Annotated in this window: 27 protein-coding genes; 8 read left to right on the forward strand and 19 right to left on the reverse strand. The window is 71.8% G+C overall.

What is annotated here, in order from left to right:
- Positions 1 to 16: 16 nt before the first annotated feature.
- Positions 17 to 2014 (reverse strand): LpxL/LpxP family acyltransferase, encoded by a 1998-nt coding sequence (locus KRR26_RS06350; RefSeq protein WP_217079353.1) that lies wholly within the window; start codon positions 2012 to 2014, stop codon positions 17 to 19.
- Positions 2015 to 2149: 135 nt separating this feature from the next.
- Between KRR26_RS06350 and KRR26_RS06355 the strand changes: the two genes are divergently transcribed.
- Together KRR26_RS06355 and KRR26_RS06360 are read left to right on the forward strand one after the other, a co-directional pair.
- Positions 2150 to 3331, forward strand: a complete 1182-nt coding sequence (locus KRR26_RS06355; RefSeq protein ID WP_158611361.1) for a DUF2062 domain-containing protein — start codon at positions 2150 to 2152, stop codon at positions 3329 to 3331.
- A 4-nt stretch (positions 3332 to 3335) separates the two neighbouring features.
- Positions 3336 to 4550: an NAD(P)/FAD-dependent oxidoreductase gene (locus tag KRR26_RS06360; RefSeq protein ID WP_120201822.1), complete on the forward strand. Its 1215-nt coding sequence runs from the start codon at positions 3336 to 3338 to the stop codon at positions 4548 to 4550.
- A 36-nt stretch (positions 4551 to 4586) separates the two neighbouring features.
- On the opposite strand, the gene KRR26_RS06365 is transcribed toward KRR26_RS06360, so the two are convergent.
- The 8 genes from KRR26_RS06365 to KRR26_RS06400 all read right to left on the reverse strand — a co-directional run bounded on the left by KRR26_RS06365 (position 4587) and on the right by KRR26_RS06400 (position 11632).
- A complete protein-coding gene (locus KRR26_RS06365) occupies positions 4587 to 5288 on the reverse strand; it encodes a polysaccharide deacetylase family protein (protein WP_147422861.1) in 702 nt (233 codons plus the stop codon).
- 13 nt (positions 5289 to 5301) lie between these two features.
- Entirely contained in the window at positions 5302 to 6288 is a 987-nt protein-coding gene (locus KRR26_RS06370) for a beta-ketoacyl synthase chain length factor (protein WP_217079354.1), read from the reverse strand.
- Positions 6285 to 7451 carry a beta-ketoacyl-[acyl-carrier-protein] synthase family protein gene (locus tag KRR26_RS06375; protein WP_217079355.1) on the reverse strand — a complete coding sequence of 389 codons (1167 nt, stop codon included), beginning with the start codon at positions 7449 to 7451 and terminating at the stop codon, positions 6285 to 6287. Before KRR26_RS06375 ends, KRR26_RS06370 begins: the two co-directional genes overlap by 4 nt.
- Positions 7452 to 7455: 4 nt before the next feature.
- A complete protein-coding gene (locus tag KRR26_RS06380) occupies positions 7456 to 7728 on the reverse strand; it encodes an acyl carrier protein (protein ID WP_120201831.1) in 273 nt (90 codons plus the stop codon).
- A 42-nt stretch (positions 7729 to 7770) separates the two neighbouring features.
- Positions 7771 to 8511 (reverse strand): 3-oxoacyl-ACP reductase FabG, encoded by a 741-nt coding sequence (fabG, locus tag KRR26_RS06385; RefSeq protein WP_120201833.1) that lies wholly within the window; start codon positions 8509 to 8511, stop codon positions 7771 to 7773.
- Between the two features lie 60 nt (positions 8512 to 8571).
- A complete protein-coding gene (locus KRR26_RS06390) occupies positions 8572 to 9387 on the reverse strand; it encodes a beta-ketoacyl synthase N-terminal-like domain-containing protein (RefSeq protein WP_217079356.1) in 816 nt (271 codons plus the stop codon).
- A gap of 211 nt (positions 9388 to 9598) precedes the next feature.
- Positions 9599 to 10777: a beta-ketoacyl synthase N-terminal-like domain-containing protein gene (locus tag KRR26_RS06395; RefSeq protein WP_217079357.1), complete on the reverse strand. Its 1179-nt coding sequence runs from the start codon at positions 10775 to 10777 to the stop codon at positions 9599 to 9601.
- 30 nt (positions 10778 to 10807) lie between these two features.
- Complete coding sequence (locus KRR26_RS06400) at positions 10808 to 11632, reverse strand: lysophospholipid acyltransferase family protein (RefSeq protein WP_217079358.1); 825 nt, start codon at positions 11630 to 11632, stop codon at positions 10808 to 10810.
- On the opposite strand from KRR26_RS06400, the gene KRR26_RS06405 reads away from it, so the two are divergent.
- Both KRR26_RS06405 and KRR26_RS06410 read left to right on the forward strand, forming a co-directional pair.
- Positions 11631 to 12233: an outer membrane lipoprotein carrier protein LolA gene (locus KRR26_RS06405; protein ID WP_158611367.1), complete on the forward strand. Its 603-nt coding sequence runs from the start codon at positions 11631 to 11633 to the stop codon at positions 12231 to 12233. The two genes, KRR26_RS06400 and KRR26_RS06405, sit on opposite strands and share 2 nt — an antisense overlap.
- Positions 12230 to 12946 (forward strand): DUF3261 domain-containing protein, encoded by a 717-nt coding sequence (locus tag KRR26_RS06410; protein ID WP_217079359.1) that lies wholly within the window; start codon positions 12230 to 12232, stop codon positions 12944 to 12946. The genes KRR26_RS06405 and KRR26_RS06410 overlap by 4 nt, the downstream gene beginning before the upstream one ends.
- Positions 12947 to 12979: 33 nt before the next feature.
- On the opposite strand, the gene KRR26_RS06415 is transcribed toward KRR26_RS06410, so the two are convergent.
- Genes KRR26_RS06415 through fabG (KRR26_RS06440) form a run of 6 tightly spaced genes read right to left on the reverse strand, consistent with a single transcriptional unit; the run spans position 12980 to position 18929 of the window.
- A complete protein-coding gene (locus KRR26_RS06415) occupies positions 12980 to 13591 on the reverse strand; it encodes a hypothetical protein (RefSeq protein ID WP_120201843.1) in 612 nt (203 codons plus the stop codon).
- A 52-nt stretch (positions 13592 to 13643) separates the two neighbouring features.
- Positions 13644 to 14870 carry a beta-ketoacyl-[acyl-carrier-protein] synthase family protein gene (locus KRR26_RS06420; RefSeq protein WP_120201846.1) on the reverse strand — a complete coding sequence of 409 codons (1227 nt, stop codon included), beginning with the start codon at positions 14868 to 14870 and terminating at the stop codon, positions 13644 to 13646.
- A complete protein-coding gene (locus KRR26_RS37360; protein WP_217079360.1) occupies positions 14867 to 16408 on the reverse strand; it encodes a phytoene desaturase family protein in 1542 nt (513 codons plus the stop codon). The genes KRR26_RS06420 and KRR26_RS37360 overlap by 4 nt, the downstream gene beginning before the upstream one ends.
- A 22-nt stretch (positions 16409 to 16430) precedes the next feature.
- Positions 16431 to 16892: a 3-hydroxyacyl-ACP dehydratase FabZ gene (gene fabZ / locus KRR26_RS06430; RefSeq protein WP_120201850.1), complete on the reverse strand. Its 462-nt coding sequence runs from the start codon at positions 16890 to 16892 to the stop codon at positions 16431 to 16433.
- Positions 16893 to 16896: 4 nt separating this feature from the next.
- Complete coding sequence (locus KRR26_RS06435) at positions 16897 to 18117, reverse strand: beta-ketoacyl-[acyl-carrier-protein] synthase family protein (RefSeq protein WP_217079361.1); 1221 nt, start codon at positions 18115 to 18117, stop codon at positions 16897 to 16899.
- Between the two features lie 35 nt (positions 18118 to 18152).
- Entirely contained in the window at positions 18153 to 18929 is a 777-nt protein-coding gene (fabG, locus tag KRR26_RS06440; RefSeq protein ID WP_328707064.1) for a 3-oxoacyl-ACP reductase FabG, read from the reverse strand.
- A 124-nt stretch (positions 18930 to 19053) separates the two neighbouring features.
- Between fabG (KRR26_RS06440) and KRR26_RS06445 the strand changes: the two genes are divergently transcribed.
- Positions 19054 to 19320 carry an acyl carrier protein gene (locus tag KRR26_RS06445; protein WP_120201856.1) on the forward strand — a complete coding sequence of 89 codons (267 nt, stop codon included), beginning with the start codon at positions 19054 to 19056 and terminating at the stop codon, positions 19318 to 19320.
- Positions 19321 to 19329: 9 nt separating this feature from the next.
- Here KRR26_RS06445 and KRR26_RS06450 read toward each other — a convergent pair whose 3' ends face one another.
- The 3 genes from KRR26_RS06450 to KRR26_RS06460 all read right to left on the reverse strand — a co-directional run bounded on the left by KRR26_RS06450 (position 19330) and on the right by KRR26_RS06460 (position 22460).
- Positions 19330 to 20106, reverse strand: coding sequence for an alpha/beta fold hydrolase (locus KRR26_RS06450; protein ID WP_217079363.1), 777 nt, complete (start codon positions 20104 to 20106; stop codon positions 19330 to 19332).
- Between the two features lie 8 nt (positions 20107 to 20114).
- The gene (locus tag KRR26_RS06455) at positions 20115 to 20837 is read right to left on the reverse strand and encodes a YebC/PmpR family DNA-binding transcriptional regulator (protein ID WP_120201860.1); all 723 of its coding nucleotides are present in this window, start codon (positions 20835 to 20837) and stop codon (positions 20115 to 20117) included.
- Positions 20838 to 20930: 93 nt separating this feature from the next.
- Positions 20931 to 22460 carry a sensor histidine kinase gene (locus tag KRR26_RS06460; protein WP_217079364.1) on the reverse strand — a complete coding sequence of 510 codons (1530 nt, stop codon included), beginning with the start codon at positions 22458 to 22460 and terminating at the stop codon, positions 20931 to 20933.
- Positions 22461 to 22694: 234 nt separating this feature from the next.
- Here KRR26_RS06460 and KRR26_RS06465 point away from each other — a divergent pair, with 234 nt between their 5' ends.
- The 3 genes from KRR26_RS06465 to KRR26_RS06475 all read left to right on the forward strand — a co-directional run bounded on the left by KRR26_RS06465 (position 22695) and on the right by KRR26_RS06475 (position 24616).
- A complete protein-coding gene (locus KRR26_RS06465) occupies positions 22695 to 23234 on the forward strand; it encodes a hypothetical protein (RefSeq protein ID WP_147422863.1) in 540 nt (179 codons plus the stop codon).
- A gap of 102 nt (positions 23235 to 23336) precedes the next feature.
- Positions 23337 to 24008, forward strand: coding sequence for a TIGR02265 family protein (locus tag KRR26_RS06470; RefSeq protein WP_217079365.1), 672 nt, complete (start codon positions 23337 to 23339; stop codon positions 24006 to 24008).
- Positions 24005 to 24616: a TIGR02265 family protein gene (locus tag KRR26_RS06475; RefSeq protein ID WP_120201869.1), complete on the forward strand. Its 612-nt coding sequence runs from the start codon at positions 24005 to 24007 to the stop codon at positions 24614 to 24616. Before KRR26_RS06470 ends, KRR26_RS06475 begins: the two co-directional genes overlap by 4 nt.
- 7 nt (positions 24617 to 24623) lie before the next feature.
- Here KRR26_RS06475 and KRR26_RS06480 read toward each other — a convergent pair.
- A partial coding sequence (locus tag KRR26_RS06480) for an NHL repeat-containing protein (RefSeq protein WP_217079366.1) occupies positions 24624 to 25580 on the reverse strand: 957 nt, incomplete at its 5' end.

Consider the following 25580-nt stretch of genomic DNA (forward strand, 5'->3'; position numbering starts at 1 on the left):
TTCCGGGGCGTACCGCTCAGCCCTTCTGCGGGGCGCGCACGCCCTGGGTGAGCTGCTCGGGCGGCGCCGCGTCCCAGAAGTCGTAGAAGTTGAACCACTGATAGGGGTACTCGCGCGCGACGGACTCCAGCTCGCGCACGTAGTCCTCGACCCACGCGCGGAGCTGCGCGTCGCGGTCGATGCCGCGCGCGAACGCCAGCGCGCGCGGGGGCCGCGCGAAGAAGCGATACGTGGCCGGCGCCACCTGCAGCGAGAACGTGGTGATGAGCGGCGCGCCACTGACCGCCGCGAGCATGAACGGCCCCACCGGAAAGGGCGCCTCACGACCGAGGAAGGGCACGCGCACGAAGTGCCGGTCCGTGGCTCGGTCGCCCTGCACCGCCAGCAGCGTCCCCTCGCGCAAGGCGCGCACCATCTCCAACGAACCGAGGAACTCGTCCCCCACGGCGATGACGCGCGGGCCCTTGCCGTGCGCCTTCTCCAAGAATCGGGACAGGCGCTCCTGCTCGCCCCGGAACGCAACAATCGCCAGCTTGCCGCGGGTGTTCCCCTGCCCCAAGAGCCCCGCCGCAACGTCCCAATTGCCCAGGTGCGCGGTGAGCAACACGGCGCCCTTCCCGGACGTGGCGGCCGTGCGGATGTGCTCGATGCCCTCCTCTTCGTAGTGGAAGACGCCTCGGCCCCGAGTGGACAGCAGCGCGCGGTCCACCAGCGTGCGCGCGAACGAGAGGATGTGCCGATAGCCCCGCCGCCACTTCGCCCATCCGCGCGCCGGCGCCACTGCTCGGTCGAGGAACGCCGCCGAGGACTGGCGGGCCGCGCGTGAGGTCAGCAGAAAATAGAACGCCACCGGGTACAGCGCCGCGTACGCCGCGCCGATGCCGAACACGCGCGTCACCTGGAAGAAGAACCAGTGCCCCAGCACGCCGCCGCGGCTGCGCCCCGTCCACTGCCGAGGCCCTTCCACGCGCCTGCGCGCCCAGCTCTCCCAAGCGCCCCACGCCAGCGCCACGCCCGCGACGATGCCCGCCGCGCCCAGCGGGGGCAGCCCACGCCCCTGGAGCGCGGAGACCGCCGCACCCGCCGCCAGCGCCGGCACCGCGCCCAGCCCCGCGACCGCGCAGAGGAACGCCGCCAACGCCCAGCCCCAGCCACTCACCGCGCCGAGCGCCAAGGCGATGCCCACCGCCACGGACAGCGCACGCCACAGGAGCCCCTCCCCCCCGAGCCACGCCCAGCGCCTCAGCGCGAACAGCGACCGGCCAGGCCGATGCGGCAGCGGCCCCAAGCGCGGCGCCAGGGGGAATGGAAGGAAGAGGCGGATGCAGGTGAGCGTGTTGAGCAGCGAGATGCGCGCGTTGTCGACGAAGGGCCGGAAGTGGCTGATGCGGTCCTTCGGATAGATGACGCCGATGGGCACCGAGCGCAGCGGCACGCCGGCCCACGCCGCGCGCAGGAGGATCTCCACCTCGAAGTCGTAGCGCGTGTTGCGCGTGGGCAAGCGCGCACAGGCGGCGAGCGGATACGCGCGAAAGCCAGACTGGCTGTCCTCCACGCGCGCGCCGCTCTCGAACCAGACCCAGAAGTTGGAGAACTTGCGACCGAACTCGCTGGAGGCCGGGGCGCCCGCGGCGATGAGATCCCTCGCGCCGATGGTCAACGCCCCCGGCTCCGCCGTGACGGCCGCGGCCAAGGTGGGCAGGTCCGACGGCAGGTGCTGCCCGTCCGCGTCCAGGGCGATGGCGGTGCGGAAGCCCCGGCGGTGCGCCTCGTCCAGCAGGCGGCGCAGCGCCACACCCTTGCCTCGGTTCCGAGGCTGCCGGAGCACGGTGGCGCCCGCGCGCTCCGCCTCGTCCCCCGAGCCATCCGTCGAACCGTCGTCGCACACCAGCACGGTGGAGGCGTGCTCCAACGAGCCCCGCACGACCGCGCCCACCGTGCGCGCGTGGTTGTAGACGGGGATGACGACACAGGCGCCGGCCTGGTCGCAGCTGCGGGTGGGGCGGTCGGTCACACGTCGCCTCATGCCCCGCGGGCCCCGCGCCCGTCAACACTCAGGCGGACGGGCCGGGCCCCCCGGGCGGGCATGCCTCGCCCCTCGACGTGGACCTTGCCTTCCCCGCCGCCGAGCAACGACGCTGCGCCCTCCATGCAGACCCCTGGCCCCACCGACCCATCTCCGCCCCCCATCCCGGCCACTCCGGGCCTGCGCGAGCGGCTCCGGGCGGTCCCTCGGCAGTTGCTCGCGCGCGTCCACGCCCTGAAGGACGAGCACGCCAGCCCAGGGCGCCTGGGCCTCGCCGTCGCGGTGGGCGTCCTCATCGGGGCGAGTCCCTTCCTCGGGCTTCAGCTCGTGCTGGCCGTGGCCCTGGCCACCCTCTTCGGCCTCAATCGCTTCGCCGTCCTCCTGGGCTCGCAGGTGTCGGTGCCGCCGCTCACGCCGCTGGTCCTCTTCGCCAACGCGCAGGTGGGCGCCTTTCTCCTCACGGGACGCTGGCTGCCCCTCTCGCTGCAGGCGCTGCGCGACGTGCCGGCCAGACAGTTGGCCGCGGACCTGTTCGTGGACCTCCTGGTGGGCGGGCTCGTCGTGGGCGGCGCGCTCGCGCTCATCCTCGGAGGCGCGACCGCGCACTTCGTGGGGCTCGTGCGTGCGCCCGATGAGCTGGCGCCCCACCTGCCGACGCCGCGGTGGAAGGAGCTTCAGCGCCGGCTGGGCGCACTGCCCCGCGCGTGGCGCTCGTATGCGCGCTGGAAGCTGCGGCTGGATCCGGTCTACGGACTGGTACTGACCGAGCTGCCCGAAGACGTGGACCTCGTGGACCTGGGCTCCGGCATGGGCCTGCTCCCGCTGCTGCTCGCGCTGCGCTCACCGCAGGCCCGAGTGCGCGCGTTGGAGTGGGACGCGCGCAAGGCTCGCGTCGCGAGGGAGCTGCTGGCGGACCTGCCCGGCATGCACGTGGTGGAGGGCGATGCCCGCGCAGGCGCGCTGGGCCAACCGCAGGCCATCACCCTGGTGGACGTGCTGCACTACAGCCCCGTGGAGGAGCAGCGACAGTGGTTGGAGCGGTGCGCGAATGCGCTCGCGCCGGGAGGGCTGCTGCTCATCCGCGAGTTGGAGCCCGCGCGCTCGCGCAGGACGTGGGCCACCCGACTGGAGAAGCTCGCGGTGCGCTGGGGCTGGAACCAGGGCGCGACCGTCCAAGCCTGGGCGCCCTCCGAGATGGCCCATGCCTTGACAGCCTTGGGCTTCACCGCCGTAATCCATCCGGCGGGCTCGGGCGCGTTTCGCGCGAACTCCTTGGTGGTCGCACGCAAGCCCTCCGCACCCTGATTCCATGAATACAGACGTCCTGGTGATTGGCGCCGGGCCCGCGGGCAGTGTCGCGGGTTCCCTGCTGGCTCAAAAAGGGCATCGCGTGACCTGCCTGGAGGCCGGGACGTTCCCCCGCTTCCAGATTGGCGAGTCGCTGCTGCCTCGCTGCAATGACCTCCTGGAGGAAGCGGGCCTGCTGAAGGCCGTGGTGGCGCGAGGCTATCAGCCCAAGAACGCGGCCTTGTTCCTCCAGGGAGATGCCCGCGAGCGCTTCTGCTTCGCGGAGGTCTTCCCGGGCCAGCGCACGCAGACGTTCCAGGTGCCGCGCTTCGACTTCGACCAGACGCTCGCCACGGCGGCGCGAGGGTACGGCGTGGACCTGCGCTTCAATCAGCGCGTGGACGCGGTCGAGTTCCAGCCGGGCGGCGGCGCGGTCATCCGCTCCACGGACCTGGAGAGCAACGCGACCGAGCAAATCCAGGCCCGCTTCGTCATCGACTGCAGCGGCTACGGCCGCGTGCTGCCCAAGCTGTTGAATCTGGAGAAGCCGTCGTCGCTGGCGCCGCGCATCGCGCTCTTCACGTGGGTGGAGGGAGACCGCCGCCCCGAGGGCGCCGAGGAGGGCGACATCTGGGTGTGCCTGCATCCACGGGGCGCGTGGATCTGGATCATCCCGTTCTCCAACGGCCGCACCTCGGTGGGCGTGGTGATGGAGCGCGCGCTGTACGACAGCGTGTCGGGTTGTGACCGCGACCGGCTGATGAGCCTGCTGCGCGAGGACCCCAACGCGCGCGCGCGCCTGGCGAACGCGGTGCCGGTGCTGAAGACGATGAAGCTGGAGGCGTGGTCCTCGGCCGTCGAGTCGCTGCACGGCCCGGGCTGGGCGCTCACGGGCAACGCGGCGGAGTTCCTCGACCCCGTGTTCTCCTCGGGAGTCACCGTGGCGCTGGAGTCCGCCAGCCGGGCCGCGGCGCTCGTGCATCGCACGCTCCAGGGCGAGACGGTGGATTGGAACACCGAGTACGGCGCCGTCGTGGAGAAGGCCGTGGGCGTCTTCCGGGTCTTCGTGCGCACCTGGTACACCGGCGAGCTGCCGCGGGTCCTGCTGCATCCCAACAAGACGCAGGCCATCAAGCGCGCCATCACGGCCATTCTCGGCGGCTACGTGTTGGATCCGGAGAACCCCTTCGTGCGCAACCCCGAGGGCACGCTCTCCGCCCTCCTCAAGCTGTCGTAGCCAGGAACGCAGCCAGCCGGCGAGGACGCTCGGTCCTCAGCCGGCCAGCAACTCGCGCAAGGTGACCGTGCCGAGCCCGCGCGCGCGCAGCTCCGTGAGCAGCAGCGGGAGGCTCTCCACCGTCTGCTCGCGCAACGCGGAGCGCGCGTGAGGGCTCCCGTCGTGGAGCGTGAGGATGTGGCCCGCGCGTGTTCTCGCGGCGAGCGCTCGGGCTCGGCGCGCCGTGAAGGCCCACGCGCCATCCCGCGCGGCGTGCGTCCACGTCACCACCGTCAATCCGGCCTGACGCGCGGCCTGGTGCACGGCGGGGTTCCGGACGCCCACGGCGGGCCGGTAGTACCGCGGGCGCTCCCCCGTGACGCTGAAGAGAGACTCCTGACAGCGCCGCAAGTCTGCTTCCAGGCGCGAGGCGACGAAGAGGTCCGCGCCCGTCCCGTGCCGCCACGTGTGATTGGCGAGCTGATGCCCCGCCGCATGCAGCGCTCGCGCGAGCCCCGCGTGCCGCTCCACCTCGCGACCGACGCAGAAGAACGTGGCCCGCGCACCGTGCGCATGGAGGATGTCCGCGATGCGCGCCGTGTAGTGCGGATGGGGGCCGTCATCGAAGGTGAGCGCCACCACGGGGCGCGTGGTGGGGCCGCGCCAGATGCCCGGACCGAAGAGCATCACGCGCGGATGAAAAACCCCGGCCGCCATGCCGGCCAGCACCCCACCGCCCGCCACGAGCGCAGTGGCCACGCCAAGCACTGGCTCACCCAGCGACACGCCGCACCCGCATCAGCGACTGTCCGCCTCCGAGCGCGAGCCCGTGATGCACGCACTCACCCGGGGCCGCCAACCGCAGCACCGCGGCCACCAGGCGAATCAGCCCCGCCGACGGGTGGAACCCCAGATGCGGCGTGTCCACCCACCGAGACCCGACAGGCACCGCGTCACCCAGCGCCGCGTCTTCCGCGTCGCGAACCTCGCCGCTCGGGGCGGACAGCGAGACGGAGGCACCCGCGGATGCGCGCGCCACGCCCGCGCGAAGCCATGGTGCCATGACCTCGGGGCGCGCGAAGTGCAGCGGCGCGGTGGGGTGCGCGATCAGCAAACACTCCTCGATGCGCAGGGGCCCCGACTCCGCGCCCAGCAGCAGGGCGGCGGCCCCCTCACCGGGCTCCAGTCGGACTCGCGGCGACGCGCCAGGAGACTCGGCATGCACACCGAAGGCACGGTAGGCATTGTCCAGCGCGGGGATGCGCTCATCCGCGGCGACCACGAGCGCATGTCGCGCACGCTTCGTCGCGAGCAAGTCGAGCGCCACCTTCACGGCCGTCTCACCAGATACCTCTCGCGCGGACACCGTGAGGGACGGACCGCGCAGGCCCAGCGCGATGGACAACTGACCCGCGGGCGAATGGTGCACGGACTGATGAAACGCGGTGGGGCTGCCAAACTCGGCGCCGCGAGTGGCCATGCCCTCCAGGAACTCCACCGTCGCCGTCAGCCCGCCGTAGCCTGTGCCGAAGACGAGCGCGAGCGAGTCCCGGTCCACGCCTTGCGGCAGCGCCTGCCGAGCCACCGCGAGCGCCATCCGCTCCAGCCGAGGCAGCCGCCGGGTCTTCGCATCGCCGGTGTCCGGAATGGACTCCACGCGAGCGGGAGCACCAGGCGGCGACGACAGCACGCGCAAGAACGAAGCGCCGTCCGTCGCGCCTGGGGCCACGACCCCCACGCCCAGAATCGCTGCGCTCATGACTCGGACCTCGTGAGCACCAGCGCCGCGTTGTTGCCTCCGAAGCCGAACGAGTTGGAGAGCGCCACGCGCAGCGGCGCCTGGACGCCTCCGCGCGGCACGTGGCGCACGCGCAGCTCTGGATCCGGCTCCACCAGCCCCACCGACTCCGGCGCGTGCCCTGACTCCATCGCCAGCAGGCAGAACACCGCCTCGATGGCGCCAGCCGCGCCGAGCGTGTGCCCCGTGCTGCCCTTGGTCGAACTCGTCAGCGGGCCCTCGCCTGCGAACACCGCGTTGATCGCGAGCGCCTCGGCCTTGTCATTCGCGGGCGTGGCCGTCCCGTGCGCGTTGACGTAGTCCACCTGCTCCGCCGACAGGCCCGCATCCGCGAGCGCGGCCTGCATGGCGGCGATGGCTCCCCGGCCTTCGGGATGCGGCGCGGTGATGTGCCACGCATCCGCGGAACACCCCCACCCCGCCACGTAGCCCAGGATGGGCGCCCCTCGCGCCCGCGCGCGAGACTCGTGCTCCAGGAAGAGGAAGGCAGCGCCCTCGCCCAGCGAGAGCCCTTGGCGATTGCGCCCGAAGGGCCGGCAGGCGTCACTGGCCAATAGCTTGAGCGAGTGGAAGCCCGCGTACGTCAGCCGACACAGCGAGTCCACGCCCCCCACCAGCGCCCAGGGCGCGCCCTGCTCCACCCGCGCCGCGCCGTACCCCACCGCGTTCGCGCTCGAGGAGCAGGCGGTGGAGAAGGTATGCCGCTCCGCGCTCAAATCGAGCTTCGCCGCGAGCATGTCCGCCACCGTCCCCGCCGAGTGGTGCCGCAGCAGCTCGCGCTCCTCCGCGCCCTCCTGCCCACGATGCGTGAGGTAGTGGCACTCGGACTCCAGGATGCCGCCGGTGGTGGTCCCCAGGGCCATGACCCCCGAGCCCGAGAAATCGGCCCCCGCGAGCGCCTGCCGCGCGGCGAGCATCGCGAGGTCGAGGCAGCGCGGCCCTCGCTCCCGCTCCAGCGAGGCGCCCTCCACCTCACCGACTGGCAACGCCGGCAGGCCCGCGAGACTGAACAGCCCGAGGGGCCGCAGACCCGAGCGACCCGCGCGCAGCGCCTCCTGGTGGACCCGGGCTCCCGAGCCCAGCGCCGAGACGATGCCCACCCCGGTGATGGCCACCCCGCGCATGGCGTCAGCGTCTCGCGGACGCCACGAACGCGGCGAGCGTCGCGACCGACTCGAAGTGCTGCCGCGCCGAGCCGTCGTTCTCGAAGCGGACCTTGAACGTGTACTCAATGGCGGACAGCAGCTCGAGCGCGCTGAGCGAGTCGAGCCCCAACGTGCTCTCGGGCGAGAAGAGGTGCTCCTCGTCGCCGATCTGCTCGGGCTTCACGCCCTCGATGCGGAGCGTGGTGACGATGAGTTCCTTGAGCTGCTGTCGGAGTTGGGGCTGGGAGTCCTGCATCGGCTCTTTCTCTGGAAGGGGCGCGGCGACGGACGCGCGCGACTAGCTCAGTCCACCGTCGATGGAGAAGCACTGCCCGGTGATGTAGCTGGCGTCGTCCGCGCACAGCATGCGGACCATGCCCGCCACCTCCTCGGGAGTCCCCATCCGCTGCAACGGCGTGCGGCGCACCAGCTTCTCCACCTGCTCCGGGGAGAGGTGGGCCGTCATCTCGGTCTTCACGAGGCCCGGCGACACGGCATTGACGGTGATGCCCATGCGCGCCACTTCGCGCGCCAACGTCCGAGTCAGGCCCAGCACCCCGGCCTTGGCCGCGGCGTAGGCGGCCTGCCCCTCGTTGCCGAGCAGCGCGGCGGGGGACGCGAAGTTCACGATGCGCCCGAAGCGCCGCCGCGCCATGGGCTTCACGGCCTGCTGGCACATGAGGAAGGTCGACCGCAGGTTCGCGGACAGCACGGCGTCAAAGTCCGCCACGCTCAGGAACGCCAGCGGCGCGTCCCGCGACATGCCCGCCGCGTTGACCAGACAATCCGGCTCGCGCTCACCGTCCGCCAGCCGCGTGAAGAGGGCGGACACCTCGGCGGGCACGGACACATCCACCTTCTCGAACGAGACAGGCAGCGAGGCCTCGGCGAACCGCTGCGCGCACGCGTCGCGGCCCGCCTCGTCGCCTTTGTAGACACACGTGACGCGCCATCCCTCGCGCGCGAGCCGCAGCGCCACGGCGCGGCCAATCCCCTTGGTGCCACCAGTGACGAGCGCGTTACGAGAAGGGACCGGCATGAGTCTGCTGGGCGAGGCGAGGGTTGAGACGGAATCCTTACCACCCCGCTTCGAGGTTTGTCATGGCCCCCTGCTGGGCGACGGGGCGACCTGGAGTCGGGCCCAGGCACCCTCGGGGGAGGAGCCGACCACCGCCTGGGCCCCTCCCTGCTCGCGAGCCCGCGCCACGGCCCGAGCCACCTCCAACAAGGTGTCCGTCCCGGTCGACGCCGCTTCGCCAAAACCCAGGCCCCACGCCTCCACCCGAGGCCAGGGCGAACTTGCGTCCACGGCCTCCAGGAGGAACAGCGCCACCGCTTCGTGCCCCGTGCCCGGCCCGGCCCACCGCTCGCCCACGCGAGCCAGCTCGACACCACCGCACAGACACGCGCGAGCACTCCCCGAAGCAATGCGCGCGGCGGCCCGAGCCACCGCCGACAAGCCGCTCACGGCGCCCGCGGTCACGGTCGTCAGCGCACCGCGAAGTCCCAGCGCCAATGCGACCTCCGCGGGGGCCGCGGTGGGCAGGGTGTAGACGAACGTCGATGGCGAGCCAAACGCGACGCCGCGCTGACGGAGTCCCTCGACGAACTCCAGGTCCGCCGAGGCGCTCCCCGCCACAGTGCCCAGCGACAGCTCCACCTCGTCCCGGGGGATGAGCCGCAAGGCCGGAGGAGCCGCGCGCTCACGCTCGCTCAGGAGCTGATGCGCCAACCGAACGAGGGACACCGCATGGGCATGCGGACGCCGAGCACGCGGATGCACCTGCGCCAACACCGGCCCATCCGGCCACGCGGCCAGGGGCGCATCCGGCGCACCGGCCTCGGGCGTCGTGTCGATGAACACGCCCGCCGGAGTCCACACCGCGAAGGCGCTGACCGCCACGGGGACGCTCACAGCGACACCTCCGCACGGTGCTCCAGGCCCAGCCGTGCCCACGCCACGAAGCCTTCCCCCGCTCCAAGAACACTCACAGCGCCATTCCCCCAAGCCGCTCGACGCCTGCGTGCCGCCCATGCCGGGAGGCCCTCGACCCAAGCACCCGCGGCCCATTTCCCCGATGGCGTTCGCCAGCCCACGGAGCAGCCACGGCCATCCACCGCCAGACTCATGGCGCCACCGCGTCTCTGCGCAGCACCACCGCCGCGTTGATGCCTCCGAAGCCCGCGTTCGCGATGAGCGCCACCGAGCCGCCGCCCGCCCTCGCGCGGCCCTCGACCGCGGGCACGCGCGCCGCGGGGTCCACACGCGACAGATTCGCGATGGGTGGCAGCACGCCCCGCTGAAGCGTCAGCGCGCCCACCGCGACATCCAGAACGCCCGCCGCGCCAAGCGTGTGCCCGATGGAGCCCTTGATGCCGCAGACCGGCACCTCACGCCCGCCGAAGAGCACCGCGTGCGCCGCCGCCTCCATCCGATCGTTGTGCAGCGTCGCGGTGCCATGCGCGTGGTAGCGCCCCACGGACTCCACGCCCAACCCCGCCCGCGCGAGCGCACGCCGACACGCGACCACGAGCCCCGCTCCCGAAGGGTCCGGCGCTGTCTGGTCGAACCCGTCCGTGCTGCCACCAACGCCTTCGAGCACGGCGATGACCTCTCGCCCCGCCGCCCGCGCGCGCGCCACGGACTCCACCACCAGGACGCCCGCGCCCTCGCCCAGCGACAACCCCGAGCGCGCCGCATCGAACGGCGCCGCGGGACTGGCGGACAGCGCCTTCAGCGCGTGGAAGCCGCGATACACGAAGGCGTGGAGCGCCTCGGTGCCTCCCACGATGACCTCGTCACAGGTCCCCTCGTCGATGAGCGCCAGCGCTTCTCCCAGGGCCGCCGCGCTGGAGGCACACGCGGCGCTCACCGTCAGCACGGGGCCGCGCGCGCCAGTCACTCCCGCGAGCGTCCGCGCCGGCATGCCCAGAACATCCTCGGGCAACGGCGCGCCTTGCTCCCACGCCTGGGTCGCTCGCTCCAGCGCGCCCTTGGTCGTCCCCACCACCACGCCTCGCCGAGCGCTCGGCGTCAGGTCACGGTCCGCGAGCGCCTCGGCGGCGGCGGCCAGCGCGAGACGCGAGGCGCGATCCTCGGGCGCCACGGGCCCCAGGCTTCGCGCCACCGCGAGCAACTCCGCGTCGGGAGGAGCTTCGGCCGCGAGCGAGCTGCACAGCCCCTCGGCGGAGAAGCGGGTCAACGGCCGGATGGCACTGCGGCCTTCAAGCACCGCGGCCAGAAGCCGCGCGCGACCCAGGCCATGTCCAGTGACGGCGCCAATCGAGGTGATTGCAGCGGGCATGCGCGGGCGAGGTGTATCACCGCGCCGGCCTCAGATGCGCTCGTCGTTCGGCTGCAGGGCCTGGACGATGAGCGAACGCACCCGGCTCGCCACCGCCTTGGGCTCCCCCTCCACGGGGACCGGGGGAAGAATCTGCACCCGGATGTGGCCCTTGAAGCCAAAGAGGAAGCGCCCCTTCGCCACCACGCCGTCACTGCCAGCAATGGCGACGGGCAGCACCGGCACGCCCGCGCGCGCCGCCAACACGAACGGCCCCTGCCCGAAGCGCAGCACCTGGCCGTCACAGGAGCGCGTCCCCTCGGGGAAGACGAGGATGCTCACCCCGCGCCGCAGCCAGGCCTGGCACCGCGAGAGCACCCGCTCCGCGCCCCCCGCCTCGCCCCGTCCGGACGGCACGTGGCCAGCCAGGCGGAGCTGGAGCCCCACCGGAGGCAGCCAGAACACGGACGCCTTGGCGATCGTCTTCACCGGCGACACCACCGCCAGCATCAGCGGGATGTCCGCCACGGATTGATGGTTGGGGCAGATGACGAACGGGCCCGCGCCCGCCGCGCGCAGGTGCTCGAGGCCCCGCACCTCGATGCCAATGCCGGGCATGACCCACAGCACGCCCTTGCCCCAGAGCTGATTGAGCCGCTCCATCATCCGCCGCTGCGGATCCACCCACGGGTTGAAGGGCACGCTGAGCACCAGCCCCACCAGCGACAGCACCAGCCCCGAGAGCACCACCCACGACCAGAGCAGGAACGACAGCACCGCGCGCAGGAGCGGCTGCTCGGTGATGTGCGGGGCCGCGTCCGGGCCCGGGCGCGGCGGTGGGATGGAATCCTCGCGTGATATGTTGTCGGCCCTCATGCCTGTCCTCCTCCCGCTCCTCGCCGCCTGGATGCTCCAGGCTGCGCCCGCCACAGCCGCGGAGCCCGCCCCGCGCGAACTGACCGCGCTGCGTGACTCGCTGGCACGAACGCAGAAGCTCTCCGCCCGCTTCAAGCAGACACGCCACTGGGCGGCGCTGCAGGACGCGCTCGTAACCCAGGGCACCATCCAATACCAGAAGGGCGGACGGTTGGTGTGGCACACCGAGGCCCCCTCGGAGAGTGAGCTCATCCTCGAAGGCAGCACCGCCACCCTGCGCTACCCCGCCCTGGGGACCACCCAAGCCATCGACTTCTCGGCCGAGCCCGCCATGGGCCGCGTCTTCGAGAGCATCAAGGCCGTGGTGGAGGCGGACCTGGAGCGCCTGCGCCCCCTGTTCGAGCTGGCGCTCGAGCGCAAGGCCCCTCTGAGCCTCGCCCTCAAGCCGCGCGCCCCGGAGCTGGCCAGCGTCGTGGAGCGCATCCACCTGGAGTTCGACGCCGACTTCCGCCTCACCCGCGTCGTCCTCGAGGAGCCCGGCGGCGACCACACGGAGATCGCCTTCTCCGGCCACGTCATCCAACCGGTGGCCAGGCCGTGACGCTGCGACTCGCCACCTGGGCCCTCGTGCTCACCACCTGGGTCGGCTGCGCGCATCCCGCCGCCGTCGTCGTCCCCCCTCCCGAGAAGCTCCCGCCGCTCGAGTCCGTGGACGCGGCGAGCGCGGCGCTCACCGCCCTGCACGGCCATGAGCCCGCGACCTTCAAGATGGTCCATCAGGTGGTGGCGCGACACGACGGCAAGTCCTACGTGATGACGGGCTACCTGCTCGGTCGAGACGACGGCGCCTTCCGCGTGTCCGCCGCCGCGGACATGGGCCCGCGCCTCTTCGACGTGGCGTGGGTCGGCAACCAGTGGGAGGCGAAGGTGCACCTGCGCCAGCTCGCCGAGCGCCTCGACCCGCGCCACATGGGCCGGGCCGTGCAGCGCATCTACTTCACCACCGCGTCCGGTCCGCTGACGCTGGAGGACGGCCAGTGGGTGTCTCGCGCCAACCTCCAGGGCGACGATGACATCGACGCGGTGGAGGTCTCCCGCGATGGCCACACGCTGGCGCTCACCCACAAGCGCTTCTTCCTGCGCGGCGCCCCGGTGCTCGACATCGACTACACCCAGCTCGAAGCCGTGCAGGGCCACTGGCTGGCCCGACACGTGAAGCTGAAGGACCAGCGAGGCTTCGAGCTGGAGCTGAGCGTGTCCCAATACGAGCCCGGCTTCGCGGTGCCCGAGGAGCGGCTGCACGTTCAACCGTGAGCCGCTCCCACGAGTCACACCGAGCCTCGCCGCTCAGTTCTTCGCGGGCGGCGCGCACTTGCCGCAGAGCGCGTCGTTGAACTCCTTGCTGGCGAACAGCTCGGCGGCGGCCCGGTCCATCGACCAGCTGATGGTCTCCTGGTAGTTCTCCGGGCTGCCCGCGCGGCCGTAGTTGTTCGCGCTGCCGGTAATCTGGCCCGTCCAGCACGGCGCCGAGGCACCGGCCGGCACATAGGACACGTCCATCGTGGCGCGGCCCCGGTACACCGCGTTGCGGGACACCTGCTCCTCGATGTTGAACTGCGTGACGCGCAGCGCGAGGTTGCCCGAGCTGGCCGAGGACTTCGCCTGCCGCACGCGCTTGAACGCGCTCTCGAAGGCGCCGCGCACGTAGGCCGTCACGTCACCCTGGAGCTGGATGGGGTACTTCTGGTCGGGCTTCTCCTCCTGGAAGCGCTGGCCCACGGAGGACGTATCCGTGCGCGCATCCGCCACGGACACGACGAGCGACGGGGCACACTCGCGCAGGGCGGGAGGCACCTCGTCCGAGGGGCTGTAGTTGGCGGGGAAGGTGGTGGCGCCCTCGCGCGGACCCGCGCAGGCGGCAAGGGACAAGACGCTCAGGACAATCAAACGGCGGGACATCAGGACCTCCGCAGTCGAGTCAGGACGCGACCCGGAAGCGCGAGTGTCCCGTTCAGCTTGGCAGGCCGAGGAGCAACGACGTGTTCACCCCCCCGAATGCGAAGTTGTTCGAGAGCACCGTGCGCACCGGACGCGACTCCAGCTCTAGCACATGCCGCAGGCCCTGGCAGGCGGGATCCACTTCCTCCAGGTTGAGCGTGGGCGCGATGAAGCCCTCGCGCATCATCAGCACGCTGAAGATGGCCTCGATGGCGCCGCACGCCGCCAGGGTGTGCCCGGTGAAGCCCTTGGTGGACGACACGGGGATGGCCCCGCCCATCACGTCCAACGTGGCCTGCGCCTCCACCGAGTCCCCCAGCAACGTGCCCGTGGCGTGCGCGTTGACGTAGTCCACGTCGCTGGCGCGCAGCCCCGCGGACTCCAGGCACGTGGCCATGGTGCGCGCCATGCCCTCGCGCGCGGGCGCGGACATGTGCTCCGCGTCGCACAGCGTGGAGTAGCCCAGCACCTCCGCGTGGATGGTGGCGTTGCGCCGCAGCGCCGCCTCGCGCTCCTCCAGCACCAGCACCGCGCCGCCCTCACCGACGACGAGCCCGTCGCGCCGCCGCTCGAACGGCCGCGGGGTGCACGAGGGGCTTTCGTTGAACGCGCGCGAGGTGCCGCCGAGGATGTCGAAGGTGGCCGCGGTGCTCACGTGCAGCTCCTCGGCGCCGCCGCACAGCATCAGGTCCTGGTAGCCGTCGCGGATGGCCTCGAAGCCCTGGCCAATGGCCTGACTGCTGGAGGCGCACGCCGCGGACGGCGCGAACACCCGGCCCGTCACCTTGAACATGAGCGCGAGGTTGGCCGCGGCCGAGTGGCTCATGAGCTGGAGGAACGTGGTGGACTTGAGGCTGCGCACGCCCTCGCTGCGCAGCACGTTGAAGAACAGCTCGGTGGCCGCGGGGCTGCCCACGGTCTGCCCGATGGAGAGCCCCGCCCGTCCCGAGCGCAGCATCTCCCGGTCCACGCGCGCGTGCGCCAGCGCCTGCTCGGCGGCGCTCGCGGCCAGCATCGCCACGCGCCCCATGGAGCGGCGCGACTCGCGCGGGATGGCCTTCTCATCCAGTCCCTCCACGGTGGCGCCCACGCGCGTGTGCAGGTCCTTCCAATCCGCCCACGAGGGCATGGCGCGCACGCCGGACCGGCCGGCCCGCAGCGCCGCGAGCACCGCCTCCAGCCCATTGCCAATGGGGCTCAACAGGCCCATGCCGGTGATGACGACGCGGCGCCGAGTCATGCGCGAGCCACTTTCTGGAAGAGAGAGTCGAAGCCCAGCACGAACCCGCAGGTGACGAAGGCGCTGACGGTGGCTCCGACGACGCCCGGCAACAGCACGTTCTGTCCGGTGAGCAGCAGGTTGGGGATGCGCGTGCGGGCCTGGAGCGAGTACTTGCCCCACTGGTCCAACGCGTGACTGACGCCGTAGATGGAGCCGCGGGGCGCGGCCGTGTAGTCGCGGTGGGTGAGCGGCGTGGACACCTCCACGCGCTTGAGCTTCCCCGCCAGGTCCGGCAGCGCGCGCTCGACGGTGGCCTGGAGCGCCTGGCCCTGGGCGTCCTTGAACGCGGCGTACTCCTCGCCGCGCTTGCCGGTGCGGGAGTCCGCGAAGCGCTCCACTTCCTCGTACGCCAGGAGGCCCAGGGCGAGCACCACGCGCGGGCCCTTCTGCTCGGGCTCGCGGTCGCTGGGGAAGCTGACGAAGACGGCCTTCTGTCCGTCCTTCCCCTGGCCGAACACCGCGTCGCGGTAGACGGCGTCCACGTCGTCCGTGGGCATGCTGTAGATGTTGTGCAGCCGGGGCACGGAGCGGTCCTCCGTGGTGAAGAAGCCCCCGATGCACGAGATGCCCTCGCGCAGGCTCTCCACGCGGTGCACGTACGCGGGCCGCAGCACGCCCTCGGGCAACAGGCCCAGCGTCAGCTTGGGGTGCGCGTTGGAGATGAAGAAGCGGCCTCGCACGAGCTCGCCCTTCTCCAGCCGCGCCCCCGTCACCTTCGCGCCGTCCATCTCCAGCGCCTTCACGCCGGAGCGGATGCGCACCACGCCCCCGTGCGCGCGGATGGCCTCCACCAGCACCTTGGCCAGCGCGTCACCGCCGCCCCGGATGCCCGAGGCCCCCTGGAGCATGGAGTCGATGACGAGCGCGTGGACCTCCAGCGGCGTCACCTCGGGCGGCGTGCCGTACAACATGCTCTGACCGCACAGCACCGCGAGGAGCCGCCGGTTGGACGTGAGCCCGCGCAGGAACGCGCCGAGCGACACCTGGCTGTAGTCCCCCAGGTCCATCGTGGGCGCCTGGAACGAGTACGCCGGGCTGCTGCGGCAGATCTCCTGACAGACCTCGGCGTAGCGGTGGATGGCCGCGCGCTCGGACGGGAACGCGTCCACCAGCCGCTCCACCAGCCGGGGCCAGCCATTGGGAACGCGGAAGGAGTACTCGGGGAAGCGCAGCTCGTCGAAGCCGTCCGGGTCGAGCGGCTGATAGCTCATGCGCTCGTACACGCCCAGGTAGCGCAGGTAGCGCGCGAGCGTGCCATCCGGCCCCACGCCGCCCAGGTAGTGGAAGCCCGTCTCGAAGGGCACGCCCTTGCGGAAGAAGCGGTGCAGGCAGCCTCCGGGCCGGTAGTGCTGCTCCAGCACGCAGACCTTGAAGCCCTCCTTGGCCAACACCAGCGCCGAGCACAGGCCCGCCATTCCAGAGCCGACGATGACCACGTCGAAGGCGTCCGGCTCCAGGCCCCTCGCCGGAAGGAACCGCTCGGAGGAACTCACCATGTGCGGACTCCGCGCGCGCGCCTCACCGGAGCACGCCCCCAGGCTGACCCGCGTAGCCGCTCAGGCTCGCGTCCGCGATGCGCCGCGTGCCCACGCGCACCTTGCCGTGGCCCGTCAGCATGCCGAAGCGCTCCTCGCCCACCTCGACCTCGTAGGTGACCTCCTGGCCCGGCTCGACCACGGAGCGGAAGCGCGCCCGGTCAATGCCCACCAGGAACACGCGCGGCGCGGACCGCTGCGTGAGCGCGAAGTACGCCATCGTCTGCGCGAGCCCCTCCACCAGGAGGACGCCCGGCACCACGGGCTGCTCCGGGAAGTGGCCGGCGAAGTAGTGCTCTTCCGCGCGGAACAGGCGCACCGCGACGATGCGCCGCTCGGCCATCTCGATGACCCGGTCCACCAGGAGGAAGGGCTCCCGGTGGGGCAGCACGGACTGGACCGGGGGATACACCCCGGGGGAGGGAGGAGGAGCCTGCTCGGACACCGTGTCAGTCCACCGCCCGGAGGACCACCGACGCGTTGGTCCCTCCGAAGCCGAAAGAGTTCTTCAGGATGGTGCGCGGGCGCACCGCGAGCGTGGACACCGGCAGGTTCAGCACCGCCGAGGCCGCGTCCGGAGTCTCCAGGTGCGGGTTCCCCGCGATGAAGCCCTCGCGCATCATCAGCAGGCAGTACGCCACCTCGCTGGCGCCCGCCATCCAGCACTCGTGCCCGGTGAGGCCCTTGGTGGACGACACCGGCACGCGCGCCGCTCCGAAGACGCGGGCGATGGCGCCCGCCTCCACCGCGTCCCCCACGGGCGTGGACGTCGCGTGCGCGTGGATGTAGTCCACCTCGGCCGGGTGCACGTGCGCGCGCTGGAGCGCCTGCGTCATGGTCCGCGTGGCGCCCCCGCCGCTGGGGTTGGTGAGGTGCTCGCCGTCGCAACCGAACGCGTAGCTCACCACCTCGGCGTAGATGCGCGCTCCGCGCTCGCGCGCCGAGTCCAGCGACTCCACCACCAGCGCCGCGCCACCGCCCGAGGGCACCAGGCCATCGCGCTTCGAGTCGAACGGGCGTGAGGCGCGCGCGGGCTCCGAGTCATTCGCGGAGAGCGCGCCCAGCGCGTCGAACGCGGCCATGCCCTGCCAGGACGTCTCCTGCGCGCCGCCGCACAGCACCACCCGCTGCTGCTCGGTGGCGATCAGCATGGCGGCCTGTCCCAGCGCGTGCAGACCGCTGGCGCACGCGGCGGACAGCGACCAGCAGGCCCCCTGCAATCCCAGCAGCGTGGCCAGGTTCATGGTGACCGTGGAGTTCATCACCCGGATGATGTGCCCGCTGCCCAGCGCGCCGGTGCGGCCCGTGGCGGACAGCTCGGAGAACATCACCTCGGCGGCCTGGCAGGTGGAGTCGTTGCCGAAGATGGCGCCCACGTCCGGCGACGCGAGCGAGGCGCGCTCCAGGCCCGCGTCCTCGATGGCGTCCAGCGCCGCGGCGCAACCATACGCGGCGGCCTCGCCCATCGTCCGGCGCGCTTTTCGATCGAACCGGCGGGTGGGGTCGAACCCGCGCACCACGCCGGTGAGACTCGAGCGGAATCCGCGCGCCTTGCGCTCCGGGTCGATGCCAATGCCCGAGCGACCTTCCCGCAAGGACTGGGTGACCTCGGGCAGGCTCGTCCCGATGGCGGAAACAACCCCGAGTCCGGTGATGACCACACGCTTCATGAACGCAAAGCCCCCTCGCACTGCCCCGCGAGCTGCTACTCCATCCACATGCCGCCGTTGACGCTCAGCACCTGGCCCGTGACGTACGCGGCCTCGTCCGAGCACAGATAGCGCACGACGTGGGCCACCTCCGCGGGGCGCCCCACGCGGCCCACCGGGACGAGCGACAGCAGCTCCTTCACCGGCGCGCCTTCCAGCATCTCGGTGTCGATGAGGCCGGGCGACACGACGTTGACCGTGATGCCTCGGGGCGCCAGCTCCAGCGACAGCGAGCGCGCCGCCGCCACCATCGCGCCCTTGGTGGCCGCGTACGCCACCTGCCCGGGATTGCCGCGCTGGGCGGCCACCGACGACATCAGCACGATGCGACCACGACGCTGGCGCACCATGGACTTCACCACCGGCCGCGCCACCGCGAAGAACCCGCCCAGGTTGGTGCCAATGACCTCGTCCCAGCTCGCGTCATCCGTGAGGGCGAACAGGCCGTTGCGGGTGATGCCGGCGTTGAGCACCACCGCGTCCAGCGGGCCCTGCTCGTCCAGGAGCCGCCGCACGGCGTCCTGCGCCTGGGCGCGATCCGCGACATCGAAAGAGATCCGCAGCGGCTCCGGCCCACCCGCGCTCACGATGCGGCGGGCCACTTCCTGGGCGGCATCCTCGCGGCTGCGGTAGTGCAACCAGACCCGATATCCCGCGGCCCCGAGGGCCTCCGCCGTCGCGGCCCCAATGCCCCTGCTCGCTCCTGTGATGAGGGCCTGCTTCACTGGCGTGTCTCGGTCCGGGAGCGTCCACCTGTGGACGCAGTGCCCCACTTAACATACCGGCGGACCGGCACCAACGAGGGAGGCGGACGGCCGCCTGCTCCTGGGCCGGTACGACTTGCGACGTCGCCAGGATTGACCCTGCTCGCCCAAGACTGCTACCGAGGCGCTCCCCATGGCTGAACAGAACCTGGCCGAGAAGGCCATCCAGATTGTCAACCAGACCCTCGTCTCCGAGTTCGAGCTGGACCCCGCCGCCGTCGTCCCCGAGGCGCGGATGCGCGAGGACCTCCACCTCGACAGCCTGGACGCGGTGGACCTCATCGTCGCGCTGGAGAAGGCCCTCGGCGTGCAGATTCCCGAGACCGAGGCGCGCGAGATGCGCACGGTGGGCGACGTGCACCAGTACGTCCTGAAGATGGCGGCCGAGCGCGGGCAGTAGTCGCCCCGCTCACGCGCCTGTCAGCAGCTCCGCGAGCGCGCGGCCCAGTCCCTCGGGGTCCTCCTCGGAGAAGCCGTGGCCGGACTCCGCCACGGTCACCACGCGGATCCCCGCTTCCGCCACCAGGCGCGCCGTCTCGCGCGTCGCCGCGTCCGACCGGCCGCCCAGCACGTAGCCCTTGCGCGCGACCCCGAGCGCGGCGAAGCGCGGCAGCAGCCCCCGCCCCACGCGCACCAGCGAGGATGCGCTCTGGTGGAACGTCACCGGGTCGCTCTGCCGCAAGCTCGCGCGATACGCCTCGGAGGACGACCCCGAGCACCACGCCTCCCAGCCCGCGACGAAGTCCTCCCGCCGCATCGCCGCGGCCATCGCGCTGCCCGTCGCGTCCTCGGCCCGGAGGTTCGGCTCGGCCAGGAACAAGGCGTGCGGTGGATGACCGAGCGCGACCAGTTCCTCCGCGACCCGCAGGGCCAGCGTGCCGCCCATGCTGTGCCCCACCAGCGCCACGGGCAGCGGCTCGCGCACCAGCGCTCCCGCGAGCAGGCGCCCAAGCACGTCCAGGTCCGACTCGAAGTCAGGAGGCCGCGCGGTGAGGCCAAAGCCCGGCAGGTCCACCCAGAGGCTCGCGCGGCCCGCCAACGCGGGGGCCTTGGCCACGGGCGGCCAGTCCAGACTGCCGGCGCAACCCAGGCCGTGCAGGTACACCCACACCGGGCCCTGGCCCTCGCGGCGGGCCGCCTCCAGGGTGGGGCCGCGGGGCAGCTCGATGCGCTCGCGCCTGAACAAGGAAGGGCTCAGCCCAGGTTGTGGAAGACGCGCTGCACGTCGTCGTCCTGCTCCAACGCGTCCACCATCTCCAGCACTTCGTGCGCCTTGTCCTCGGGCAGCTCCACGAGGTTCATCGGCACGTACTCGGACTCTGCCGACAGGGGCGTCAGCCCGCGCGCCTCGATGGCCGCCTGGAGCTGACCGAAGTCGTTGAAGGCACCGCGGATGACGATCTGCTTCTCGCCCTTCTCGTTCACGCTCTCGCCCATCTCCTGGAGGCCGTGGTCGATGAGGTCCAGCTCCAGCGCCTCCAGGTCCAGGCCCTCCGGGGCCAGGCGGAAGACGCCCATGCGCTGGAAGAGGAAGCCCACGCTGCCCGTGGTGCCCAGGTTGCCGCCGCCGTCCTTGAAGTGCATGCGCACGTTGGCCACGGTGCGCACCACGTTGTCCGTCGCCGTCTCCACCAGCACCGCGATGCCGTGAGGGCCGTAGCCTTCGTAGAGGACGACCTCGTACGCGTGCTCGTCCTGGCCGGTGGCGCGCTTGATGGCCGCCTCCACCTTGTCCTTGGGCATGTTGCCCGCGCGCGCGTTCTGCAGCGCGCGCCGGAGCGCCGGATTGGTGTCCGGGTTGGCGCTGCCCGACTTCACCGCGATGGCGATGTCCTTGCTGATCCGGGCGAACAGCTTCGCCATCCGGTTCCAGCGGGCGAACATCGTCGTCTTCCGGGTCTCGAAGATTCTTCCCATGGCTCGGACCCCACGGCTACACCAGCCCGCCCCCTCAAGTCCACGCTCCCCCTCCGTCCCGCCCCCCTCCCAGCCGGCCCTCGGGCGGGCGCCTCACTGCGCCGGGACGGTGGCCAGCGGAGGCAGCTCCAGGGTGAACTCCGTGCCGCGGCCCTCCTCGCTCCGCACGGAGATGCGGGCCTCCAGCCGCTGCGCCGCGTTGGCCACGATGCTCAACCCCAGCCCCGTGCCCTGGACCTTGGTGGTGAACAGCGGGTCAAAGATGCGGGGGAGCACCTCGGCGGGGATGCCGGGGCCGTTGTCCACCACGCGGATGTGCCAGGGCTGAAGGCCCCCGCCCGCCGCGAGCACCGTCACGTCACCCAGCCGGTGGAGCGGGAAGGCCTCGATGGCGTTCTGCACCAGGTTGATGAGCACCTGCCGCAGATACTCCCGGTCCACCAGCGGCGCGGGCAAGGACTCCGGCACCGCGTTGTGGATGCGGATGCCCTCGCGCGGAGAGATGACGTCCAGCACCTCGTCCACCAGCAGGCGCAGCTGGCAGGGCTGGAGCTGAAGCGGTCGCTCGCGCGCGCAGTCGAGCAGCTCCGAGGTGAGCCGAGCGCAGACCGCCAGCTCCCGGTCGATGATGTCCAGGAACCGCCGCACGCGGGTGTCATCCAGGCTCCCCGGCGCCTGGGTCAGCCGTCGGGTGACGTAGGCGTGCGCGGTGCGCGCGGCGGCCAGCGGGTTGCGCAGCTCGTGGCTCACGCTGGCGGTGTGCTGCCCCAGCGTGGCCAGCTTCTCGATGCGGGCCACGCGCTCCCGCACGTGCCGCAGCTCGCCTCGGGCCTGCTCCAGCGCCACCTCGCGGGCGCGCTGCTCCTGCGCGTGGATGTGCTCCAGGTCCGCCCGGTCCACCGCCCGCTGGCGCATCTCGCGCACCATGGCGCGGCACACGCACGTGAGCCCCACCACCGTGAAGCCCACCCAGAAGCCGTGCTCGAGGACGCCGCCCTGCGCGCCTGCGGCCTGCCCTCCCCAGACCTCCAGCAGCCCCTGCTCCAACAACACCCCACTCCCCGCCCCCAGGAGGACGCCCACATCCCGGTAGAGGACCAGGAAGGCCAGCGAGCCGAAGAGGTGGAAGTGCGTCTCGATGCGCCCCCCCGTCAGGTGGATGAGCAGCGCGGACCACGACACCTGCGACAGCGCCACGACATGTCGGGTCAGCGGCGTGCCCGGCCGCACCAGCGACAGCCCCATGGGCAGCGCGCTCAACACCAGCCCCAGCGCGAGCACGACGCCCGGATGCACCGGGCGCGCCCGTCCCACCCAGGCGGGTGTCGAAAACAGCCAGGCCACGCCAATCCCAGACACCCACTGGCTCAACAGCAGCCACGCGAACACCCGGTCTGTCCTGCGCCGGACGTCCACCAGGTGCTCTGTCAGCAATTGCGCCGCGCGCGCCTCACGCCCCGCCCCGCTCCAGGGCGCGCTCCGCTCCGGCAGGGGTGTCTCGGTTGCGTCACACCCGCCAACGGGCACGGCGCTCGGGTAGCCCGCCCTCAGCGCCCCACCCACACCGAGCGCGGCCCGCGCCTCACGCGAGCCGGGCCCACCCTCCAGCACGGGCGCATCCATGTTTCTTTCTGGGCTGTCCATTGGCGTGGGCGCCTCGACGCGGGCGCACTTCCCCCGGGACGGAGCCCCTGTTGTAACGCGACAGCAATTGCGGTCAAGTCTAACTTGTCGCGGTTTGCCGCGAGTCTTCCATCCAACGACAGACACGCCCCGAGGGCTCGAATCCGGAACGGAACGCGACTGCGTAACGTCTTGCCGGGAAGGGCGTCAGCCCACGAAGAAGGAGCCAGGGGAGTGAGCGCGACAGCCGAATACAGGATGCTGGACCTGCGCGGGGGCCGCCACCTGCCTCCGCTGCGCTGGGAGAAGGACGAGGCCTTCTGCTTCACGGGCAAGGGGCTGTTCCTCAACTCCCCCATCCTCCTGGGCTTCGCCGAGCCCGCGCCGCGCGCGGCCGCGTTGCTGGACGGCTACGGGCTGCCAGAGCCAGTGGTGTCCCCGCAGGTGAAGAACGCGCTGGAGCCGCTGGAGTTGTTCGCCACGCAGTTCGTCCCGGCGGACGTGCAGGTGGCGTCCGGACTGGTGCGCTATTGGCTCCTGCATGTCTGGAATCGGTTGGAGTGGAAGAGCGCGACGTCCACGGGCCCGGACGCGCCGCCGCTGGAAAAGCGTCTGCTGTTCCGGCTGAAGGACGCCCCGTCCGTGTATCTCTTTCATGTCTCGCTGGTTGAACGGCTGACGCCCCTGCGCCTCGCGGGGCTGCTCTTCCGTCGTTGCGGGCCCACCCGACCGGACTCGGGTGGAAGGGTCGCGGACCACCAGGCCGACATGTAGGGCCGCACCGGCGCACGGAGGGGAGGCGCGCACGCCCGGGCACCCGGTGGAGCCGCGAGTGTTTGATGTCTGTCCAAACCGACTCCCCGAGAGGCGGCGAAGATGCATTTGATGATTGAGGAGATGAATCGCTGGCAGGATCAGGAGCTGCGACTGCGGCTGGATGCGGCCAAATCGGACGACACCACGCGAGGCATCTACTTCATCGGCGTTCTGGACATGGTGAAGGGGCTCGGGGGCGAAGCCGAGACCCAGTTGTGTCGTGGGGCGTGTGGGGAGCTCCGCTTCAGTCGGTTCGGGAAGTATCCCGTCACCCGCTTCCTCCAACTCACCCACTCGGCGGCGTATGTGTTGGCGCCGCCCTGTGGGGGGTATGAGGAAGCCATGCGGCGCATGGGTGCGCAGGCGGTGCTCGATTGTCTGACAGCGACGTCCGGCTTCAACTTCCTCATGGCCTACAACGTCCTGGGCGCGGCCTCGGGCAGCCCGCGGCGGCTGGTGGACGGGCTCCCCGGGGCCTACCTGCGCTCGGTGAGCTATGGCGAGCGGCACGTCCTCTGGACCACCGCGCGCAGCGCGAGGCTGTTCATGCGGCGTGACTTCATGCCGGTGCGCTACCACGAGGGCGTGCTCCAGACGGCGTTGGAGTGCGTGGGCGCCCGAGGCGTGGAGGTGCGGGGACACCGCACCAGCCTGCTGGATTGTGAATACACCTTGAGCTGGGCTCCAGGGCGAGGCGAGCGCGGCGCCAGTCCGCACCGGGGGGCCTCATGACCGCGGCGGCCAGGGTCGAGCCTTGGCAGGCGGACGAGGGAGACCTGGAGGCGCGCAAGTCCTCCTCGGGCCCGGGAGACACCGCGCGGGGCATGTTCTTCCTCGGCGTGCTGGGCGTGGTGCGCGCCCAGGCGGGCGCGGAGGCCGAGCGGCAGTGCCGACGGGTCTGCGCCGAGACGCGCTACGTGCCGTTCTTCATGTACCCCATCCGGGGGTTCCTGGAGCTGGCCTTCGTGGCGGCCCGCCTGCTGTCTTCACCCGACGAAGGCATCGACGGGGCCATGCACCGACTGGGCGCGCAGGCCACCGCGGACTTCCTCGACTCCGCGGTGGGGCGCAGCTTCCTGATGATTGTCGGAGGAGATCCGCGCCACCTCCTCACGTGCCTCCAGGCCGGCTACCGCACCGTGGTCAGCTACGGCGAGCGGCGCGTCGTCTGGTCCGGCCTGCGCCGCGGCAACCTCGTCATGCAGCGCGACTTCATGCCGGCCAGCTATCACGTGGGCGTGCTCACGGCCGTGCTCCAGCACGTGGGCGCGCGCAACGTGCAGGTGAAGGGACGGCAGACGGGGCTGCTCGACAGCGCCTACGAGCTGACGTGGAGCTGATGCCTGCTCAGTGGCAGCTGGCGCGGCGCAGCGAGACTCCCGCCTCGGTGCGGTACTGGTAGAGCACGCCGCCCTCGTCCAGCACGACGAAGTCGCGGAAGGTCTCCTCGGGCATCGTGGTGAGCGGCAGGTCCGTCTGGCCCAGCACCTTGCCGTCCAGCGGATCCAAGCAGAACAGCCGCACGCCGGGCGAGCCCTCCGCGCTGCCCGTCGCCTTGGGCAGCTCACCCGCCACCGCCAGGTACACCGTGCCGGACGCATCCGAGTCCAACAGCAACACGCTCATCACCGGGAACTGCAGCCGATACTCGCGCGTGTAGCGCCGCGTGCCGCTCTGGCGGTCCACGGCGTTGACGAAGACGCGACCGCTGCGCGCATCGAGGATGCGCGCCAACAGGTACGAGCGCCCATCCCGGCTCGGCCGCCCCGGAATCTCGGGCCGCGTGGGGTCCGCCTTGCCCGTCACGTCCCCGATGCGCACGAGCGCACCGTGCTCCTTCTCCACGTAGACCGAGTCTCCGTCCACGAACGTGCCGGTGATGCCGCCCGTGTCGCGGATGCCCGCGCCCTCCAGCGGCAGCTCGCCCTTCAGCGCCCCCGTCTCCGGGTCCAACAGCGCCACCGTCTTGTCGCGCAGCCGGTCCAACACCAACAGCGTTCCATCCCTGGCCACCGTGACGTCCTGGGGCGTCTGCTGCGTCAACCGCGTGGAGCCCACCACGCCCCCATCCGCGCCCAACCGCACCAACCGGCCGTTGAGCTGATCCAACACCACCACGTCCCCACGGGACGCGGGCGCCAACGACATGGGCGCCTCGGGGTTGCCCTCGCGGGGCCGACTGCGCCCGAGCTGTCCGGGCCCGCTGCCCCAGCCCAGCTCGGCCACCACGCCGTCGCGGCGCGCGGCGGCAGGCGCGGGAGCCTGCGCCGCACCCGCGCCGGGGACCGCGACCGCGCCACCCAC

It is taken from the genome of Citreicoccus inhibens (genome assembly GCF_019039035.1).
Taxonomy (GTDB): domain Bacteria; phylum Myxococcota; class Myxococcia; order Myxococcales; family Myxococcaceae; genus Citreicoccus; species Citreicoccus inhibens.